An 18,840-nucleotide genomic window follows, 5' to 3' on the forward strand; every position below is an offset into this window, starting at 1 on the left:
GCACGACACCGGCACACAGGCCGGGAAGCCGCTGGGCCACACGAACGGGGGGAGGAATTGCCGGAGAGCCGTTGACAGGCGGGGCAGGAGCCGGTGAGGCGGGCGGCAGCGCCCGCGTCGGCCACCCAGTCAGGGCGTAGGCGCGCGGAGTCGGCTGGACAAAGAAGGGGGCTTGATGGCTGTCAATGACATGGGATCAGGCCGGGGCAGTCTCTGTGTTCACGTCGTCCTCGGGCAGGCGGTGCCTGCCCGATGGGGGTATTCCGTTGTCGGTTCGCGAAGGTTTGCGGATTCCACCGCGGCGTCGGCCGGCGGGGGCGAGCGCGGCCGGTTCGTTCGCAGGAACCGGTGGGCGCGCGGGCCCGGGTCGGGTGCCGAGGTTGGCCACCATTGCTCGCCGTGGCCGGAACAATCCGGGAGACCTGCCGTAAACTGCTGGCAAATCAAACACTTACCGCACACAACGAGCGTCGCGCATTATAGACATGGCGTATCCGCTTGTGGGAAAGCATTCACCGTGGCTTCCGACCCCCCCGCGCCCGCCGTGCGACACCTCGTGGTGGACGATGAATCGAGCGGCCAGCGGCTCGACAATTTTCTGATTCGCGAGCTCAAAGGCGTACCCAAAACCCACCTTTACCGGATCATCCGTTCCGGCGAAGTGCGCCGCAACAAGGGCCGCGTGCAGGCCGATGACCGATTGCAGGCAGGCGATGTGTTGCGGATTCCGCCGATTCGCCTCTCTGCCCGCGCCGACGACAAGGCCGCGAATCCCGCGCCCGCCCGTGAATTTCCGGTGATTCATGAGGACGACGCTTTTCTGGCCATCGCCAAACCCGCGGGCGTGGCCGTCCACGGCGGCAGCGGCGTGAGTTTCGGCGTGATCGAGCAGCTCCGGCAGGCGCGTCCGCAGGCCCGGCTGCTGGAATTGGTGCACCGGCTCGACCGGGAAACCAGCGGATTGCTGCTGGTGGCCAAGAAGAAGAGCGCGCTGAAGGTTTTGCAGGACCAGTTTCGCGAGCGCGAAACCGGCAAAACCTATCTTGCGCTGGTGCGGGGCGATTGGCCGGTCACCCGGCGGCGCATTGAATGGCCGCTGCACAAATACCTGCTGCCCGACGGTGAACGGCGGGTGAGGGTGACGACGGCCGATGACCCCGATGGCCAGTACGCGCTGACCCTCGTCAAGGTCGCCCGGCGCGTGCCTCCGTCGCCCGCCTTGCCGAGCGGATTCACGTTGCTGGAGGTCACCATCCGCACCGGCCGCACGCACCAGATCCGCGTGCATCTGGCCCACGCTGGCCATCCCATCGCCGGCGACGACAAATACGGCGATTTCGAACTCAACCGGGGACTGCAGGTCGCCGGGCTGCGCCGCATGTTTCTCCACGCCTGGCGCCTGCGATTGCAGCATCCGGTCACCGCGGAGACGTTGCAATTGGAAGCCGAATTACCGGCTGAGTTGCAATCGGCATTGGCGGCTTTGGAAAAACCAATACAATGACGGCGGCGTCGTTGAATGGCCAGCGATGACAATGTGGTTGGCCCGCCCGAGCGATCTCCGTCAATCAAACGAAAAGGTTACAAGCATGGCAACGTATTCTGAGCTGATGGCCCAGGCCCAATCCCTGATGGCGCAGGCCGAGCAGGCCCGCAAAACGGAACTGGCGTCGGTGATTGCCGACATCAAGGCCCGCATGAAGCAATACGGCATCACGGTGGCCGATCTGGGCGGTGCCGCGCCGGTGAAGAAGGCGGGCAAATCGAAGTCGGGTGCGCCCGCCAAGTTCCGCGGCCCGAACGGCGAGTTGTGGGCTGGCGGCCCCGGCCGCAAGCCGGAATGGGTGCGTGCCGTGTTGGCCAAGGGTGAAAGCCTGGACGCCTACCGGATCTGAGCGTCGCTGCGCCCCGCCCCGAAACCCGCCGTCGGCGGGTTTTTTGTTGGTCAGCGCAAAGATCGCCGGGGTCGGGCCGCTATGCTCGCGGCCCATGGTCCGGGTGCTGCTTGTCTGTCTGGGGAACATCTGCCGATCGCCGATGGCCAGTGCCGTGCTGCGCCAGCGGGCGGCCCAGCGCGGATGGTCGACCTGGTTGCAGGTGGATTCGGCCGGCACTTACGACGGGCACGCGGGAGAGCCGGCCGACCGGCGCGCGGTGTCGCTGGCCACGGCCCGGGGCTATGCCGACATCCTGACCGAACGCGCCCGCGGCGTGACCGACGCCGACTTTGCGGCCTTTGACCTGATCCTGGCGATGGACTGGTTCAATCTGGCCCGGCTGATGAACCGCTGCCCGCCCGAGCATCAGCACAAGCTGGCCCGCTTCCTCGATTTCGCGGGACGCCCCACCGCCGGTGACGGCGGCGACGTGCCAGACCCTTACCACGAGCCTGCGTCGGCGTTTGAGGCGGTGCTGGGTTTGTGCGAGCAGGGGGCCGAGGGCGTACTGGACCGCCTCGCTGCCCACGCGCCGGGGCGGCGGCGCCCCGGCATCGGTCGACGTCCCTGAGCGCGGGCGCCGCCCGCGAGGGCGGCGTGCTTGGCGCGGGCGGTCAGTCGGCCCAGATCACGGGCTTGCCGGTGTTTTCCCAGGTTTCGTAGCTCTTGGCGTACACGTCTTCGATGCGGTTGCGCTTGACCTTGAAGGTTGGCGTGATCATGTCGTTGTCCACGGTCCAGGGCGTGGAGACGACCACGATGCACTGCAACTGCTCGTGCGGGTCGAGCGTGGCGTTGATGGCCTTGCGGTGGTCGGCCAGCGAGCGTTCAAAGGCGGCGCGTTCGTCGGGGTTCTTCACCTTGGTCGCCGCGTCGGGTGCCAGCATCACGATGCCCAGCGGCTGACCGAGGTTGGCGCCGGTGACCACACAGGCTTCCACGCCGTTGTGCATGACGAGTTTGTCCTCGATCGGCGCGGGCGCCACGTACTTGCCCTTGCCGGTCTTGAACAGGTCTTTCACGCGCCCGGTGATGCGCAGCAGGCCGCCGGCGTCGATCACACCCTTGTCGCCGGTCTTGAGCCAGCCGTCGTCGGTCATGGTTTCGCGGCTCTTCTCGGGCTCCTTGTAGTAGCCCAGCATCAGGGCCTGGCTGCGCATCTGCACTTCGCCGGTCTGCGGGTCGATGCGGTGCTCCACGCCCGGGTAGGCCGGGCCGACGGTGCCCTGCTGGTTTTTGCCGGACTCGGTGATGTGGGACAGGGCGAGGTTTTCGGTCATGCCGTAACCCTCGTTGATGGGGATGCCGAGCCGGGCGTACCACTGCAGCAGGGCCGGCGGCATCGGCGCGGCGCCGCCCGCGGCAAAGCGGCAGGCGTCCAGCCCGAGCGCTTTCTGGATCTTTTTGCGCACGAGGCCGCCGATCAGCGGGATGCCGAGCAGGCGCTCGAGCTTGGCCGGCGGCATCTTGGCGTGGATGCCCTGCTGGAACTTGACCCACAGGCGCGGCACGGAGAAGAAGATCGTGGGGCGCGCGCGCTGCAGGTCGGCGGTGAAGGTGTCGAGCGACTCGGCAAAGAACACGTGCATGCCGGTGCGCAGCCAGCCGTGCTCAACGAGCATGCGCTCGACCACGTGGGCCAGCGGCAGGTAGCTCAGCATGCGGTCGTTCTGCGACATCGGGATGCGCGCCAGGCCTTTGTCGAGCGCCCAGGCGAAGTTGCCGAAGGTGTGCATGACGCCCTTGGGCATGCCGGTGGTGCCCGAGGTGTAGATGAGGGTGGCCAGTTCGTCGGCGCCGCGGGTCGGCGTGCCCTGCAGGGGCTGGGTGCGCTGGCACAGGGTGTCCCAGCCGGGGTAGGACTGGATGGCATCGGCCGGGGACAGCGCGTAGCTGATGCAGGGCAGGTCGGCGGGCACGCCGGGCTTCATGCCCTCCCAGCCGTCGAGCTTGCCGACGAACAGGGCCTTGGATTCGCTGTGCTGCAGGATCTGGCGGATGGTCTCCGGCGCCAGCGTGGGGTACAGCGGCACCGACACGTAGCCCGCCATCCAGATGGCCAGGTCGCTCATCATCCACCACGCGCAGTTTTTGGACAGGATGGCGACCTTGCTGCCGGGCTCCCAGCCCTGGGACCGGAGGTGCGCGGCCATCCGGCGCACCTGGTCGGCCACTTCGCCCCAGGTGAAATCCTTGACCTGGCCCCCGCCCATGGGCTGGGTCATCGCCACGCGCTGAGGCGCGGTTTTCTCCCAGTGATAGAGGCGTTCAAGGGCGAGCAACTCGGGTGCGACGGAAGCCATGAAAAAAATACTCCGTGGTGGGGATACAGGTCTATCGAATCTAGCCAGTGGCAGCGCGTTCCCTCACTGGGTTTTCCCCGTGGTCGCGTCGCTTTAGAGGCAGGCCTCCAGAAAAGGGGCGGGTTGGCGGGGCCGCTATGCTCGGCCCATGAATCCGACCCCTTTGGACTTGATGGAAGGCCAGACCGGTGACGTGCCGGTGGCCAGCGTGATCGTGTTGCACGGTCTGGGCGCCGACGGCCAGGACTTCGTGCCGCTGGCGCGCGAGCTCGACCTGACCGAGGTCGGGCCGGTGCGCTATGTATTTCCGAGCGCGCCGGTGCGGCCGGTCTCGCTCAATAGCGGCTACGCCATGCGGGCCTGGTACGACCTGTTTGCGCCCCCGGCCGATCCCGCGCAGCCCCGCCGGGAAGACGAGGCCGGTCTGCGCGAGGCGGCGGGCTGGGTGCAGGCGCTGATCGATCGGGAAGTCGCGCGGGGCATCCCGCCCGCGCGCATCGTGCTCGCGGGCTTTTCGCAGGGGTGTGCGCTCACGCTGATGGCGGGCCTGCGCGCGCCTCAGCGCCTGGCCGGGCTGGCCGGCCTGTCGGGCTACCTGCCGCTGGCCGCCACGCTGGCGGCCGAAGCCAGCGGGGCCAACCGCAACGTGCCGGTGTGGCTGGCCCATGGCGATGACGACGACATCGTGATCCCTGCCCGGGGCCTGGCCACGCGGGATGCCTTGCTGGCGCTGGGGTACCCCGTCGAGTGGCAGAGCTACCCAATGGCCCACACCGTGTGCGCGGAGGAAGTGGCCAACCTCAACCGCTGGTTGCGGCGGGTGCTGACGGCGTGAGTTGCGCGCGGCACCAGCGCAGTGCCCACGGCGCCAGCGCCAGCGCAATGACCGCGTAAAGCGCCTGCACCGGCCCCAGCGGCCACAGCCCGGCCTGGAAACCCGCGGCCGGCACGTCCACGGCGGCATGCGCCAGCGCCACGGCCGTCACGGCGCCGGCGCGCCCGGCCACCGTGCCGCGGGCCAGCCCGGCGGCCAGCGCGGCGGTGAACCCGATCTGCAGCGCGATGGCGGCCCCGCGTTCCAGCGGCCAGGCCAGCAGCGTCAGCGGTGACAGCCCATCGACCTGCCGCTGCAGGGCCTCGCCCGCTCCCGGCGGCAGGCCAGCGCGCGCCGCGGCCAGCGCCGCCGGGTCGCCGGCCAACACGGTCAGTTGCACCAGGCCGCCCAGGCCCACGATCAGCCCTTCGGCCAGCGCCCAACCCAGCGCCACGCCCGCCAGACCGCGCCCCGCCGCCGCGCTGCGGCCCAGCACCGCGGCGCGGGTGCCTTCTTCGATCACAGCCACGCTCAGTGCCGCGGCCGCGACGAACGCCCAGCCGCCGGCCGGCAGCCCGAACGCCGCGATCGCCAGCGGCTTGAGTCCCAGCGCCGCGACGACAAAGCCCGCCGCGCCCCAGGCCAGGCCGCGGCCCAGCGACACGGTGGCGCGGGCGCTCACAGCGCCAGGCCGCGCCGCGGCCGCGCGCGCTGCAGCCACGCACTCAGGTCGCGGCCATACAGAATCAGGGCCAGCGCCAGGCCAATCAGGGGCAGAGCCGCGAACACCCAGCCGGTCAGCCGTTCGCCACCCAGCCACACGCCCACCGCCAGCGCCACCACCGGGTTGACGAAGGAGTAGCTGCCCGCCAGCGCGGCGCTGGTGTTCTGCAGCAGCCAGAGGTAGGCGTTGAGGGTCACCAGCGTGCCCATCACCACGAGATACACCCAGGCCAGTGCCGACGCCACCGACACCTGCGCCAGCGTCACCGAACGCGCGCCCGGCTCAAACACCAGCGCCACCACCACGCCCAGCGCCCCGCCCAGCAGCCACTGCGCGGCCGACGCCATCGCCGGCGCCGGCAGGCTCAGGCGGCGCGACGCGTACGAGCCCAGGCTCCAGGCCAGCGGCGCGCCAAAGGCGCACAGCGTGCCGGCCAGCGTCGTCGAGAAGTCGCCCTCCAGCGCCAGCAGGCCCGCGCCGGTCGCGCCCAGCACCAGCCCGAGCCAGCTGGTGACCGGCACGCGTTCACCGCCCCAGCGCGTCCACAGCGCCAGCCACATCGGCATCGTGGTCACCACCGTCGCCATCAGGCCCGAACCGATCCCCAGCCGCTGCGCCAGCACCACCAGCGCCATCGCGGCGAAGGCCATCAGCCCGCCGATGAGCGCGCTGGCCGCCCACTGCGCCCGCGTGGGCCAGGCCGTGCCCTGCCAGCGGGCGATGGCCAGCATCACCACGCCCGCCAGCACGAAACGCGCACCGTTCATCAACACCGGCGGCAGTGTCTGCATCGCCACGCCCAGGGCGTAGTAGGTGGTGCCCCAGACGATGTACACCGTCAGCAAGGCCAGCGCGAGCCGGGTGCCTTGGCGGGCGGCGGGGTTTGCGTTGAAAATGGTCGGCATACGATCCTCGTGATCGAAAAATGTTCGGCGCTTGGCTGGATCGCCGTATTTTGATCAGAATTGAGCCGCCATGCAAGCAAATATTCAGCTCGACGAGATTGACGCCGGAATTTTGACGGCGCTGAGCGCTGACAGCCGACGTTCGTACGCCGACGTGGCCGGTGAGGTGGGGTTGTCCACGGCCGCGGTGCACGAGCGCGTGAAGAAGATGATCGAGCGCGGCGTGATCGAGCGCTTTGCGCTGCGCGTCAATCCCGAGCACGTGGGTCTGCGCTTCACCGCCTTCGTGGCCATCCGCAACGACGGCGGCGCGCACTGCCGCGACATCGCGCCGCGCCTGCGCGAGCTGCCCGAGGTGCTGGAGCTGCACAGCGTGGCTGGCGAGTACGACTTTCTGGCCAAGGTGCGCACGACCCACGCCCGCGCGCTGGAGGATGTGCTGTACCAGATCAAGGCCATTCCCGGCGTGGCGCGCACCACCAGCACCGTGGTGCTGAACACCGAGTTCGAGGAACGGCCCCTGCGCCTTCCCGGTGTCGAAAAGTAGTATTAAAGAATCATTAAGTCATCATAATCCCGGTTGGAACGACATCAAGTAGTTCCAAAGTAACCATTCCACCGGGAGTTTTCATGCGTTTTGCCTTGTCCGCGGCCGCCCTGGCCGCCGCCGTGCTGGCCGCCCCCTTGGCCCACGCCCAATCCACCTTCCGCCTGGAGGCCGCCGTCGGCTCCAGCAAGCTGTCCGACGAGTTCAGCACCCTCTCCGACCGAGCCACCGCCGTGGGCCTCATGGGCCGCACGACTTATCCCAGCGGGCTGGGCTGGGAGGTCGGTGTGCGGGGGCATGGGGAATGGGTGTTCAGCGACGGGATCAACACCGTGCGGCCCGACGCCACCAGCTATCAGGTTGGCTTGACCTACGACCTGCCGGTCGGCCCGGTCACGCTGGGCGCCCGCATCGGCGCCCACGCGTGGCGCCTGCGCGGCAACGTGGTGGGTGCCGGCAGCACCCTGGTGGGTCGATTCGAAGACTCGGGCGGCGGCCTTTACCACGCGCTGGGCGCGCGCTATGACCTGTCGGACCGGCTGGGCGTGGGCGCGTACTACACCGTGTACCGGCTTGGCGATGGGCTGCGCGTGCAAGGCCTCGACCTGCGTCTGAGCTACGCGTTCTGACCCCCGGCGCGCGCACCGCGCGCCACAAATGGGCCCGCCGCATGGCGCATTTCGCGCGATTGCCGGCGGCGGGCCCGATTCAAGATGCTCCCGGGCCGACCGATACAGGCACCACATCCCTCGAGGATGCGACACGCCCAGCCAACCACCACCCCGGAGCAGACATGGACACCACCCGCGCATTCCTCTCGATCAGCCTGGCCCTGGCCACCGCCTTCGCCGCGCCCGCCGCGCTGGCGCAGGCCGCCGACCCCAAGGCCACGATTGCCGAGCTTGACAGCCGTCTCACCAAGATCGGTGCGCCGCGGCTGGAAGGCACCGACAAGGTCGCCGACAAGGACGTGCCCGCCATCTTCTTCGGCGCGCGCAAGATCAACAACAACTTCGACGTCGTCGACAGCATCCGCAAGTCGCACCAGGCCACCGCCACCGTGTTCGTGAAGGCCGGTGACGAATTCGTGCGCGTGAGCACCAACGTGCTGACGCCCGAGGGCAAGCGCGGCGTGGGCACTGCGCTGGCGCGCAACGCCGCGTACGAAGCCCTGTCCAAAGGCCAGCAATTCTGCGGCCCCATCGACGTGCTCGGCACCGCCTTCGACGCCTGCTACAACCCCATCAAGGATGGCAGCGGCAAGGTGATCGGCGCCAGCTACGTTGGCCACAAGAAGTAAGGCAGGCCCGCCATGAAAGCCTTCGCTCCCCTGAGCCGATGGCTGGGCCGCCTCAGCGTGCGCCAGCAACTGTTCGGCGCGTTTGCCTGCCTGCTGGCATTCACCGCGGCCCTCGGGGCCTCGGCGCTGGTCGGGTTGCGCTCCGTCGACCACGAGGCCCTGGCCCTGTCGCAGAAATGGCTCAAGGGCGTGGGCGATCTGTCGGACGCGCGCGCGCTCCTGGTGGAGCACCGCGACCTGGAGGTCAAGCACAGCCGCACCGACGACACCAGCTACCACGCCGAGTACGAGGACAAGATGGGCGCTGCGGCGAAAAGCCTGCAGGCCCTGCTCGACGGGTATCAGGCGCGGGTGGCCGGTGACGAGGAAGCCGCGCTCAAGGCCGAAGTCGACAAGGCCTGGACGGCCTACCGCGATGCGACCGGCAAGGTCGTCAAGCTCGGCCGCGACAAGCAGCAGCAGGACGCGGCCGACGTGGCCGATGGCCTGTCGAGCATGGCGTTTGATGAGATGGTCACCGCGGTCAACAAGCTGATCGCGTTGAACTACGCGGGCGGCGAGGCGGCGGCGACCATCGTCAAAGACGTGTACGCCACCGCGCGCATCGGCGTGCTGGCGTTGCTGGGCGTGGCGCTGTTCGGCGGTCTGCTGCTGGCGGTCCTGATCACGCGCAACCTGCAGCGTCAACTCGGCGGCGAGCCGCAGGTGGCGGTCAGCGTGGCGCGGGCGGTGGCTGAGGGCGACCTCGGCACGCCGATCGCCGTGCGCCCGGGCGATACGACCAGCCTGATGGCCTGGCTGCAGACCATGCAGCAAAGCCTGGCCAAGGCCGTGACCGAGGTGCGGCGCACGTCCGATCACGTGTCGCACGCCAGCCAGGAGATTGCCGCGGGCAACCAGGACCTGTCGGGTCGCACCGAGCAACAGGCCAGCGAGCTTCAGGAAACCGCCGCAACGATGGAGCAGCTCGGCACGACCGTGCGCCACAACGCCGACAACGCGCGTCAGGCCAGCCAGCTGGCGCAGGGCGCCTCGGCGGTGGCGGTGCAGGGTGGCGAGGTGGTGGGGCGCGTCGTGGAAACGATGAAGGGCATCAACGACAGCAGCCGCAAGATCAACGACATCATCGGCGTGATCGACGGGATTGCCTTCCAGACCAACATCCTGGCGCTCAACGCTGCGGTGGAAGCCGCGCGCGCGGGCGAGCAGGGCCGCGGCTTTGCGGTGGTGGCTGGCGAGGTGCGCAACCTGGCCCAGCGCAGCGCCGAAGCCGCCAAGGAGATCAAGCGCCTGATCGGCGCGAGCGTCGAGCGCGTGGAGCAGGGCACGGTGCTGGTCGACCAGGCCGGGACCACCATGGAAGAGGTGGTGGCGTCGATCCGCCGCGTGAGCGACATCGTGGGCGAGATCAGCGCCGCCAGCGCCGAGCAGAGCGACGGCGTGGCGCAGGTCGGCGCGGCGATCACCCGCATGGACCAGGGCACGCAGCAGAACGCGGCGCTGGTGGAGCAGAGCGCGGCCGCCGCCGACAGCCTCAAGCAGCAGGCAGCCCTGCTGGTGCAGGCGGTCTCGGTGTTCAAGCTCGGCCACGAGCACCGCTGAGCGGGTCGACACCGCTGACGCGCCCGACCCCGTGACGGCGTCGTCGGCGGGCAGCCCCTAGACTCGGGGCATGCCCGCCGCCGACGCTTTTTCCATCTCCCCACCCTCCCTCGACGACCCGCGGGCGGTGCTGCGCCACCTGTTCGACGTCGCGGTCCGCCGGGCGCTGCCGCGGCACAACACCGCCGCCCACCTGCCGCCGCCACCGCGCGGGCGCACGGTGGTGATCGGTGCCGGCAAGGCCGGTGGCGCCATGGCGCAGGCGGTCGAAGCCCTCTGGCCGGCCGACGCGCCACTCAGCGGCCTGGTGGTCACGCGCTACGGCCACACGCCGCCGCGCCCGCCGGGCGTGCCGGCGCGCATTGAGGTGGTCGAAGCCGCCCACCCGGTGCCCGATGCCGCGGGCCTGGCCGCCGCCGAGCGCATCCTGCAACGGGTGCAGGGCTTGACCGCCGACGACCTGGTCCTGTGCCTGATTTCCGGGGGGGGCTCGGCGCTGCTCACCCTGCCCGCCGATGGCCTCACGCTGGCCGACAAGCAGGCCATCAACCGCGCGCTGCTTGACAGCGGCGCCCACATTGGCGAGATGAACACGGTGCGCAAGCACCTCTCGCGCATCAAGGGCGGACGGCTGGCGGCGGCCTGCGCGCCGGCGCGCGTGGTCACGCTGACGATCAGCGACGTGCCCGGTGACGACGTGAGCGTGATCGCCAGCGGCCCGACCGTCGCCGACGCCACCACCTGCGCCGACGCGCTGGCCATCCTCGACCGTTACGCCATCGCGGTGCCGCCGGCGGTGCGCGACGCGCTGGCCCGCGGCGCGCTGGAAACCCCCAAGCCCGGCGACCCGCGCCTGGCCGGTCACGAAACCCACCTGATCGCCACGCCCCTGCAGAGCCTGCGGGCGGCGGCCGACGCGGCGCGGGCGCTGGGCCTGACCCCCCACATCCTGGGCGACGACCTCGAGGGCGAATCGCGCGAGGTCGGCAAGGTGCACGCCGCGCTGGCCCGCGCGATCGCCGAAGGCCGCAGCACGCTCACCGGCCCCTGCGTGCTGCTCAGCGGCGGAGAAACCACCGTCACCGTGCGGCCCCACCCCGGCGGGGCGCCGCGCGGGCGGGGCGGGCGCGCTGGCGAGTTCTGCCTCGGGCTGGCCGGCGCGCTGGCCGGCCACCCGCGGGTGTGGGCGCTGGCGGCCGACACCGACGGCATCGACGGCGTGGAAGACAACGCGGGGGCCGTGGTGGCGCCCGACACGCTGGCCCGCGCCAGCGCCGCCGGCCGCCGGCTCGACGACCACCTCGCCCGCCACGACGCCCACGGTTTTTTCAGCGCGCTGGGCGATCTGGTGATCACCGGGCCCACCCACACCAACGTGAACGACTTCCGGGCCTTGCTGGTTCTCTGATCCGGTGTAAGGTGGCGGCCGAACGCACCGCCCCCGTGGTCCGTCCACCCCACCGCGCCCGACCCCCGCCATGACCCTGTCCCTCACCATCAACGGCCAGCCCACGCGCGTCGAGGCCGAGCCCGACACCCCGCTGCTCTGGGTGCTGCGCGACGAGCTCAACCTCACCGGCACCAAGTTCGGCTGCGGCATGGCGCTGTGCGGCGCCTGCACCGTGCACCTCGATGGCCAGGCCGTGCGCTCGTGCGTCACCCCGGTCGCCGCCGTCGGCGCCCAGAAGATCGCCACCATCGAATCGCAGGCCGCCACCCGCGTGGGCCAGGCCGTGACCGACGCCTGGGTGAAGCACGACGTGGCCCAGTGCGGCTACTGCCAGAGCGGGCAGGTCATGAGCGCGGTCGCGCTGCTGACGCAGCACCCCCAGCCGACCGAGGCGCAGATCGACGCGGCCATGGCCGGCAACATCTGCCGCTGCGGCACCTACCAGCGCATCCGCGCCGCCATCCACGACGCGGCGCGCGCCCTGGCCTGACGACCGGCCCCCGGGGCCTGGCCGCCGCCGGCTCCGGGCCTGACCCGCTTGACCCGGCGGGCGGCCAGCGGTCCAATGCTGTATGTAAACACAGTATTCAAGACCGTCATGACCACCGCCCCCAACCCCCGCTCACCCCTCGCCGCCCTCAAGGGCCGCGGGCTGGCGTTTCACCAGCCGCACCGCTTTGAGCGCGACACCCGCGAGGCCGTGGACGACGGCTGGCCCGCGGACGCGGAGGAGGGTGCCGCCGCGCCCCCGCCCACGACGGTGACCTGGGAAGACGCGCGCAGCGCCCTGACCGACAACGACTCGCCGGACATCGGCTTTCGCTACGGCCTCAACCCCTACCGCGGTTGCGAGCACGGCTGCGTGTATTGCTACGCCCGGCCCAGCCACAGCTACCTCAACCTCTCGCCGGGGCTGGATTTCGAGACCCGGCTGATCGCGCGGCGCGGCCTGGCGGCGGTGCTGGCCCGCGAACTGCAGCGGCCGGGGCACCAGCCCGACGCGCTGGCCCTGGGCACCGTGACCGACGCGTACCAGCCGGTGGAGCGTGGCCTGCGCCTGACCCGCGCGGTGCTGGAGGTGCTGGCGCGGGCGCAGCACCCGGTGGCCATCGTCACCAAAGGCAGCGGCGTGGAGCGCGACATCGACCTGCTCGCGCCGATGGCCGCGCGCGGGCAAGCCGCCGTCTACGTCACCCTCACCACGCTCGACCCGGCGCTGGCCCGCGCGCTGGAGCCGCGCGCGGCGGCGCCGCACCGCCGCCTGCGCACATTGCGCGCGCTGGCCGAGGCCGGCATCCCGGTCGGCGTGAGCGTGTCGCCGCAGATACCTTTTGTGAACGACGACCTTGAGCAGGTGCTGGCCGCGGCGCGCGAGGCCGGGGCCACGCGGGCCTTCTACCAGGTGCTGCGCCTGCCCTGGGAGCTGGCGCCCATGTTCCGGCGGTGGCTCGATGTGCACTGCCCCGACCGCGCGGCGCGGGTGATGGCGCGCCTGCAGGACCTGCACGGCGGACGGGATTACCACAGCCGCTTCGGGCTGCGCATGAAGGGGCAGGGCGTGTGGGCCGACCTGCTGCGGCAGCGCTTCGACCGGGCCACAGCGCGGCTGGGCTACACGCGCGGCCGCCAGCCGCTGGCCACCGAGCCGTTCCGGCCCGACCGGCTGGGGCCGCAGGCCAGCCTGTTTTAGTGCGCTGCCCCGGGGGGCTCGGTGAGCCACGCCAGCACGTCATCGCGCCAGAAGCCGAGCGCGGCGTAGTAGCCCTCCCAGACGCAGCCGTTGCAGCCGCGCCCGCAGCAGGTGGTGGGCTCGGGCGGCGGCGGGCGCACGGCGGTGTCGGGGCTGGCGCCGCGCTCGCGCTGGCCGCGGCCGCGCAGGTGGGCCACGAGGGCGCGCGCGGTGTCGAGATCGGCCAGCGGCAGCGTGGCCACCGGCTGCGGGGTGAAGCGGCGCTGCACCCGGCCGGCGAACTCGGCCGTCTCGCCGAACATGGCCGCCGGCCGCACCCACAGCCCGAAGCCGCCGTACAGCGCGCGGTACAGCGTCATGCCGAGCAGGGTCTCGCTGCAGCGCACCGTGTCGATCACCTCGTACCAGCCGCCCTTGTAATGGCGGTACAGGCCGGGCGGGGTGGGGTTCAGCGGCGGCAGGTCGGCGTCGGTCATGGCGCCGCAGTGTAGGGCCGCGCGCCGATCGCCTTCGCGCGGGGGCTCAGGGCAGGACGATCCGCCCGGTGCGCGGGTCGTCGCGGCCGGCGAGCACGGCGGCGTAGACCTCGGCCAGGGCCTCGGCGCCGCGGTGATGGCGCGCTTCGAGCCACGGCGGCGTGGCGCCGGTCACGCGGTCCACGTGCGCGCGCCAGGCCGCGCGCTGGCGGTCCAGGAAGCCCTCGGCCCCCCAGTCGGCGACCCGCTTCTTGGCCTGGGCCGGCGCGAAGAACAGCACCGGCCGCGGCCCCGGCAGGTCGCGCGCGCCACCCAGGTCCTCCACGTGGGTGCCGCCCACTGAACAGCTGTAGGCCAGGGCGCTGAAGCGCTCGTGCAGCGCCCGGCGCAGCCCGGCGTTGCCGGCGAAGTCCACGTAGACCAGCGGTGTGTCGGCGGGCAGCGCGTCGAGCTCGCCGTAGGGCAGCACGCGGTGGTAGACGCCCAGCGCCTCGCAGGCGCCGACCCGTTCCGCGGCGGTGAGGCCGACCACCGTGACGCCCGGCCGCGCGGCGAGCAGGGCGGCCGTGGCCAGCGCGGTCTTGCTGCTGGCCGAGGACAGCAACACCGTCGTTGCGCCGAAAAAGGCGTTGTCGGCCAGGAAATCGTCGATCAGCCAGGCGGTGAGGAACAGCGGGCGCAGCAGCGCCAGCATGTCTTCCTGGGCTGGGTCGTGTAGCGGGTCGGCCGCGCAGCGCAGGACCTGGTTGTAGAGCGCGTGCAGCTCGGCCCGGTGGGGCGCGCCGTCGGTGAAGCCGGTGGCGGACAGCCGCGTGGGCTGCAGCACCGCGTGGGTGGCGGCCGGCCAGAAGCCGTACAGGCGCTCGCCCACGGCCACGCCCGGGTGGTCGCTTTGCACCACCGTGGCGAAGCCCCACAGCGGGATCACCCCCCAGGCGCCCGCGTCCTCGCCGCCGGCCGGGTAGAAGCGCCAGTAGCCCATGGCTTCGCCGAAAGCGGCGTAGGTGATGTTGTTGGCGGTGAACGCCACGCGCTCGATCCGCACGCGCACCGCCCCGGGCGGGAGCGGTTCGTCGGGCAGGGTGACGGTGCGGGTGGTGGCGAGGTGGTCGCGGCGGACCTGGAACTGCTGCGTGGTCATGGGACGTGGGGCTCGGAGCGCAGGGCGGAGCGCACATCGTGCCGCGCGGCGCGGCGCGCCGCTGTCGCCTGCGCGCCGCCCGGCCTCAGACGCCGCCCAGCGCCCGCAGCACCGCTTCGGGCGTGGCCGGGGCGTTCAGCGCGCGCGGGTTCCCGCCGGCGCGGGCCACGGCGTCGCGCAGGGCCTCGTAGACGCTGATCGCCAGCATGAACGGCGGCTCACCCACGGCCTTGCTGCCGCCCACGTTGTCTTCCCGGTTCGGCTCGGGCCAGAGGTCGACCCGCAGCCGCGGGGGCAGGTCGCCGGTGGCGGGGATCTTGTAGGTGCTCGGCGCGTGGGTAAGCAGGCGGCCCTGGTCGTTCCACACCAGCTCCTCCGTCGTGAGCCAGCCCATGCCCTGCACGAAGCCGCCCTCGATCTGGCCGATGTCCAGCGCCGGGTTCAGGCTGCGGCCCACGTCGTGCAGGATGTCCACCGCCAGCACGCGGCTCTCGCCGGTGAGGGTGTCGATGGCCACTTCCGTGCAGGCGGCGCCGTAGGCGAAGTAGTAGAACGGCCGGCCGGTGAGGGTGGTTTTGTCGTAGTGGATCTTGGGCGTGCGGTAGAAGCCGTCGCTCCAGAGCTGGATGCGGTTGGCGTAGGCCTCGCGCACCACGTCGTCGAAGCGCCGGGTGGCGGTGGGGGAGATCACCTGGCCGGCGCGGAACACCACCGCGCCGGCACCGCAGCCGTCCAGCCCGGCGACGAAGGCGGCGAGGTTGTCGCGCACCCGGCGGGCGGCGAACTGCGCCGCGCGGCCGTTGAGGTCGGTGCCGCTGGAGGCGGCGGTGGCGCTGGCGTTGGGGACCTTGCTGGTGTCGGCCGCGGTGCAGGCCACGCGCGCCAGCGGCACGCCCAGCTCGTCGGCCACGATCTGCGCCACCTTGGTGTTGAGCCCCTGGCCCATTTCGGTGCCGCCGTGGTTCACCATCACGCTGCCGTCGGTGTACACGTGCACCAGCGCGCCGGCCTGGTTGAACAGCGTGGCGGTGAAACTGATGCCGAACTTGACCGGCGTGAGCGCCAGCCCGCGGCGGATCACCGGATGGGCGGCGTTGATCGCGTCCAGCGCGGCGCGCCGCTCGGCGTAGCGGCTGGTGCGCGCCAGCGTGGTGAGCAGCGGATCGAGGATGTTGTCCTCCACCCGCATGCGGTAGTGCGTCTCGTCGCGTTCGCCCACGCCGTACAGGTTGCGCCGGCGCACGGCCAGCGGGTCCAGCCCGAGCTGGCGCGCCACGTCGCCCAGGATGCGCTCAATCACGATCACGCCCTGCGGCCCGCCGAAACCGCGAAAGGCGGTGTGGCTTTGCAGGTGGGTCTTGCAGCGCAGCGACTCGATCGCCACGTCTTCCAGGAAATAGGCGTTGTCGGCGTGGAACACCGCCCGGTCGGCCACCGGGCCCGAAAGGTCGGCGCTGAAGCCGCAGTTCACCAGCATCTGCAGCCACAGGCCGCACAGCCGGCCGGTGTCGTCGAAGCCCACCCGGTAGTGGTAGGCGAACGGGTGGCGTTTGCCGGTGATCAGGAAGTCGTCGTCACGGTCGAGCCGCAGCTTGACCGGGCAGCCCAGCCGGTGGGCGGCCACCGCGGCCCACACCGCCAGATGACCGGCCTGCGTTTCCTTGCCGCCGAAACCGCCGCCCAGGCGCCGGCATTCGACCGTGACCGCGTGGCTGGCGATGCCCAGCGCGTGGGCCACCCAGTGCTGCACCTCGCCGGGGTGCTGGGTGCTGCTGAGCACCGACCAGCGGCCCTGCTCCAGCGGCCGGGCGCAGGCGATCTGGCCTTCGAGGTAGAAGTGCTCCTGGCCACCGACCTCAAAGCGGTCCTCCAGCACGTGCGGCGCGCGCGCCAGCGCCGCCTCGGCATCCCCGCGCGCCACCCGCACCGGCGGCAGCACGTACGAGCGCTGCGCGTGCGCGGTGTGCACGTCCAGCACCGCCGGCAGCGGCTCGATGTCCCAGCGCACCAGCCGCGCCGCGCGGCGCGCGGTCATGGCGTCGTCGGCCACGATCAGCCCGCCGACCTGGCCAAGGAACTGCACCGTGCCCTGCGCGAACACCGGCTCGTCGTGGGCGAAGGCGGCCAGCACGGGGTCGCCCGGGATGTCGTCCGGCCCGATGAAGGCGCGCACGCCGGGCAGCGCGAGCGCGGCCGACGGGTCGATGCCGCGCAGCCGGCCGTGGGCCACCGGCGAGCACACGGGCGCGGCGTGGCGCGTGCCGCGCCACTCGGGCAGGTCGTCGAGATAAGGGGCCAGGCCCGCCACCTGGGCGGCGGCGCTGTCGTGCGGCACGCTGCGGCCGCTCGCGCCGGCCTCCGGGGAGAGGCCGGCGTCCGTGGCCTGGGCCGGGTGCCCGGGCGTGTGCGCTGGCGGATGCTGCGGCGGGTGCGCCTTCATGCGGCTTCCTCCAGACGCAGGCCGGTGCTGCCCTGCGAATCCAGCCACCAGCGGCGCCACAGGTTGGCCAGCAGCGCGCGCCGGTAATTGGCGCTGGCGCGCAGGTCACTCAGCGGGTCAAACTCCGCGCGCAGGGCGCGTCCGGCGGCCTCGGCGGCTTCGGCCGACCACGGCTGGCCCCGCAACACGGCCTCGGTCTGCCGCGCCCGCGCCGGCACCGCGGCCACGCCGCCCGCGCCCACCCGCGCCTCGGCCACGCGGCCGTCCGCCAGCCGCAGCCGCACCGCCAGGCACACGGCGGAGATGTCGTCGTCGAAGCGCTTGCTCACTTTCTCCACCCGCACCCATTCGCCGTCCACCGGCCGGGGCACCTTGATCCAGGCCAGCACCTCGTCGGCCGCCAGCGCGGTGCGCCGGTAGCCGAGGTAGAAGTCCTCCAGCGCCAGCTCCCGGTGCGCGATGGCGCGGCGCCGGGCGTCCCAGCGCATGAGCACGACGCTGGCGCCCAGCGCGATCAGCAGCGGCATGCTGTCGCCGATCGGCGAGCCGTTGGCCACGTTGCCGCCCAGGGTGCCGGCGTTGCGCACCGGCAGGCCGGCGAAGCGGCGCGCCCAGGCCGCCAGCGCCGGGCGCTCGCCCACCAGCGCGGCAAACGCCGCCTCCAGCCGCACCGCCGCGCCGATGGCCAGGTGGTGCGGGTAGGTTTCGATGCGGCCGATCTCGGCCGCGCCAGTCACGTCGATCACCCGGTCCAGGCGCCGGTGCTGCTTGGTGATCCACAGGCCCACGTCGGTGGTGCCGGCCACCAGCTGCGCCGTCGGGTCGGCGGCGCGCGCCCGCAGCAGGGCTTCGAGCGTGGGCGGCCGGCGGTAAGGCCCGTCGGCCGGCGGGGGCAGCGCGTCCAGCGCGGCCAGCAGCGCCGGGGCGTTCAGGCGCGCGCCGGGCGGGCAGGGCAGGTCGCCCATGCGCTGCGCGGCGTCGATGAGCGGGCGGTAGCCGGTGCAGCGGCACAGGTTGCCCGACAGGACGGTCTGCGCGGCCGCCCGGTCGAGTCCGGCGCCGCCGCCGGCCTCGTACTGGGCCCACAGGCTCATCGCGAAGCCGGGGGTGCAGAAACCGCACTGGCTGGCGTGGCAGTCGACCAGGGCGGCCTGCACCGGGTGGGCCTGGCCGTCCGGGGCGGCGATGTCGGCGGCGGTGAACACGGCCCGGCCGTGGGCGGCGTGGGCCAGGGTGATGCAGGCGTTCACCGCGCGCAGGCTCAGGCGGGGCGGACCGCCGGCGGCGTCGGCCGCCGGCGCGCGCTCGGCCAGCACCACCGTGCAGGCGCCGCAGTCGCCTTCGCCGCAGCCCTCCTTGGCCGCGGTCAGGCCGAGGTCTTCGCGCAGCACGGCCAGCAGCGGGCGGTCGGGTGGTACATTGCCGGCCGTCACGGCCTGGCCGCGGTGCCAGAACGTCAGGGGTTGGGCGTCGCAAGGGGCGTTCATGCGCGCCAGAATACCCCCGGTGCC

Annotated in this window: 18 protein-coding genes and 1 pseudogene; 11 read left to right on the forward strand and 8 right to left on the reverse strand. The window is 71.9% G+C overall.

All coding sequences use genetic code 11. From position 1 onward, the window contains the following. Positions 1-517: 517 nt before the first annotated feature. The 3 genes from AC2D80_RS02545 to AC2D80_RS02555 all read left to right on the forward strand — a co-directional run bounded on the left by AC2D80_RS02545 (position 518) and on the right by AC2D80_RS02555 (position 2,508). Positions 518-1,504 (forward strand): RluA family pseudouridine synthase, encoded by a 987-nt coding sequence (locus tag AC2D80_RS02545; RefSeq protein ID WP_484631408.1) that lies wholly within the window; start codon positions 518-520, stop codon positions 1,502-1,504. 85 nt (positions 1,505-1,589) lie between these two features. After that, positions 1,590-1,895, forward strand: coding sequence for an H-NS histone family protein (locus AC2D80_RS02550; protein ID WP_484631409.1), 306 nt, complete (start codon positions 1,590-1,592; stop codon positions 1,893-1,895). A 94-nt stretch (positions 1,896-1,989) separates the two neighbouring features. After that, positions 1,990-2,508 (forward strand): low molecular weight protein-tyrosine-phosphatase, encoded by a 519-nt coding sequence (locus tag AC2D80_RS02555; protein WP_484631410.1) that lies wholly within the window; start codon positions 1,990-1,992, stop codon positions 2,506-2,508. A 43-nt stretch (positions 2,509-2,551) separates the two neighbouring features. On the opposite strand, the gene AC2D80_RS02560 is transcribed toward AC2D80_RS02555, so the two are convergent. Further along, complete coding sequence (locus tag AC2D80_RS02560; RefSeq protein WP_484631411.1) at positions 2,552-4,240, reverse strand: AMP-binding protein; 1,689 nt, start codon at positions 4,238-4,240, stop codon at positions 2,552-2,554. A 148-nt stretch (positions 4,241-4,388) separates the two neighbouring features. Here AC2D80_RS02560 and AC2D80_RS02565 point away from each other — a divergent pair, with 148 nt between their 5' ends. After that, complete coding sequence (locus AC2D80_RS02565) at positions 4,389-5,075, forward strand: alpha/beta hydrolase (RefSeq protein ID WP_484631412.1); 687 nt, start codon at positions 4,389-4,391, stop codon at positions 5,073-5,075. On the opposite strand, the gene AC2D80_RS02570 is transcribed toward AC2D80_RS02565, so the two are convergent. Together AC2D80_RS02570 and AC2D80_RS02575 are read right to left on the reverse strand one after the other, a co-directional pair. Further along, positions 5,041-5,736, reverse strand: a complete 696-nt coding sequence (locus AC2D80_RS02570) for a YhfC family glutamic-type intramembrane protease (RefSeq protein WP_484631413.1) — start codon at positions 5,734-5,736, stop codon at positions 5,041-5,043. The genes AC2D80_RS02565 and AC2D80_RS02570 overlap by 35 nt on opposite strands. Then, positions 5,733-6,683, reverse strand: coding sequence for an EamA family transporter (locus AC2D80_RS02575; RefSeq protein WP_484631414.1), 951 nt, complete (start codon positions 6,681-6,683; stop codon positions 5,733-5,735). The genes AC2D80_RS02570 and AC2D80_RS02575 overlap by 4 nt, the downstream gene beginning before the upstream one ends. 70 nt (positions 6,684-6,753) lie before the next feature. Here AC2D80_RS02575 and AC2D80_RS02580 point away from each other — a divergent pair, with 70 nt between their 5' ends. The 7 genes from AC2D80_RS02580 (at position 6,754) to AC2D80_RS02610 (ending at position 13,272) form a co-directional block, all read left to right on the forward strand. Continuing rightward, complete coding sequence (locus AC2D80_RS02580; RefSeq protein ID WP_484631415.1) at positions 6,754-7,230, forward strand: Lrp/AsnC family transcriptional regulator; 477 nt, start codon at positions 6,754-6,756, stop codon at positions 7,228-7,230. A gap of 83 nt (positions 7,231-7,313) precedes the next feature. Then, positions 7,314-7,859, forward strand: a complete 546-nt coding sequence (locus AC2D80_RS02585; RefSeq protein WP_484631416.1) for an outer membrane beta-barrel protein — start codon at positions 7,314-7,316, stop codon at positions 7,857-7,859. Between the two features lie 164 nt (positions 7,860-8,023). After that, the gene (locus AC2D80_RS02590) at positions 8,024-8,530 is read left to right on the forward strand and encodes a Cache 3/Cache 2 fusion domain-containing protein (protein ID WP_484631417.1); all 507 of its coding nucleotides are present in this window, start codon (positions 8,024-8,026) and stop codon (positions 8,528-8,530) included. A gap of 12 nt (positions 8,531-8,542) precedes the next feature. Then, positions 8,543-10,132 carry a methyl-accepting chemotaxis protein gene (locus AC2D80_RS02595; protein WP_484631418.1) on the forward strand — a complete coding sequence of 530 codons (1,590 nt, stop codon included), beginning with the start codon at positions 8,543-8,545 and terminating at the stop codon, positions 10,130-10,132. Between the two features lie 70 nt (positions 10,133-10,202). Further along, positions 10,203-11,540 (forward strand): glycerate kinase type-2 family protein, encoded by a 1,338-nt coding sequence (locus AC2D80_RS02600; RefSeq protein WP_484631419.1) that lies wholly within the window; start codon positions 10,203-10,205, stop codon positions 11,538-11,540. 70 nt (positions 11,541-11,610) lie between these two features. After that, positions 11,611-12,072, forward strand: a complete 462-nt coding sequence (locus AC2D80_RS02605; RefSeq protein WP_484631420.1) for a (2Fe-2S)-binding protein — start codon at positions 11,611-11,613, stop codon at positions 12,070-12,072. A 108-nt stretch (positions 12,073-12,180) separates the two neighbouring features. Further along, positions 12,181-13,272 (forward strand): PA0069 family radical SAM protein, encoded by a 1,092-nt coding sequence (locus tag AC2D80_RS02610; protein ID WP_484631421.1) that lies wholly within the window; start codon positions 12,181-12,183, stop codon positions 13,270-13,272. Here AC2D80_RS02610 and AC2D80_RS02615 read toward each other — a convergent pair. The 5 genes and pseudogenes from AC2D80_RS02615 to xdhA all read right to left on the reverse strand — a co-directional run bounded on the left by AC2D80_RS02615 (position 13,269) and on the right by xdhA (position 18,816). Further along, a complete protein-coding gene (locus AC2D80_RS02615; RefSeq protein ID WP_484632632.1) occupies positions 13,269-13,541 on the reverse strand; it encodes an oxidoreductase-like domain-containing protein in 273 nt (90 codons plus the stop codon). The two genes, AC2D80_RS02610 and AC2D80_RS02615, sit on opposite strands and share 4 nt — an antisense overlap. Beyond that, positions 13,521-13,748 (reverse strand): annotated as a pseudogene (locus AC2D80_RS02620) (DUF1653 domain-containing protein); the annotation flags it as partial. The pseudogene AC2D80_RS02620 and the gene AC2D80_RS02615, both read right to left, overlap by 21 nt. A gap of 46 nt (positions 13,749-13,794) precedes the next feature. Beyond that, complete coding sequence (locus AC2D80_RS02625; protein ID WP_484631422.1) at positions 13,795-14,889, reverse strand: DUF2855 family protein; 1,095 nt, start codon at positions 14,887-14,889, stop codon at positions 13,795-13,797. An 85-nt stretch (positions 14,890-14,974) separates the two neighbouring features. Next, positions 14,975-17,329 (reverse strand): xanthine dehydrogenase molybdopterin binding subunit, encoded by a 2,355-nt coding sequence (xdhB, locus tag AC2D80_RS02630; protein ID WP_484631423.1) that lies wholly within the window; start codon positions 17,327-17,329, stop codon positions 14,975-14,977. Further along, positions 17,326-18,816, reverse strand: coding sequence for a xanthine dehydrogenase small subunit (xdhA, locus tag AC2D80_RS02635; protein WP_484631424.1), 1,491 nt, complete (start codon positions 18,814-18,816; stop codon positions 17,326-17,328). Before xdhA ends, xdhB begins: the two co-directional genes overlap by 4 nt. Positions 18,817-18,840: the final 24 nt, after the last annotated feature.

The organism is Hydrogenophaga sp. T66 (assembly GCF_057219855.1).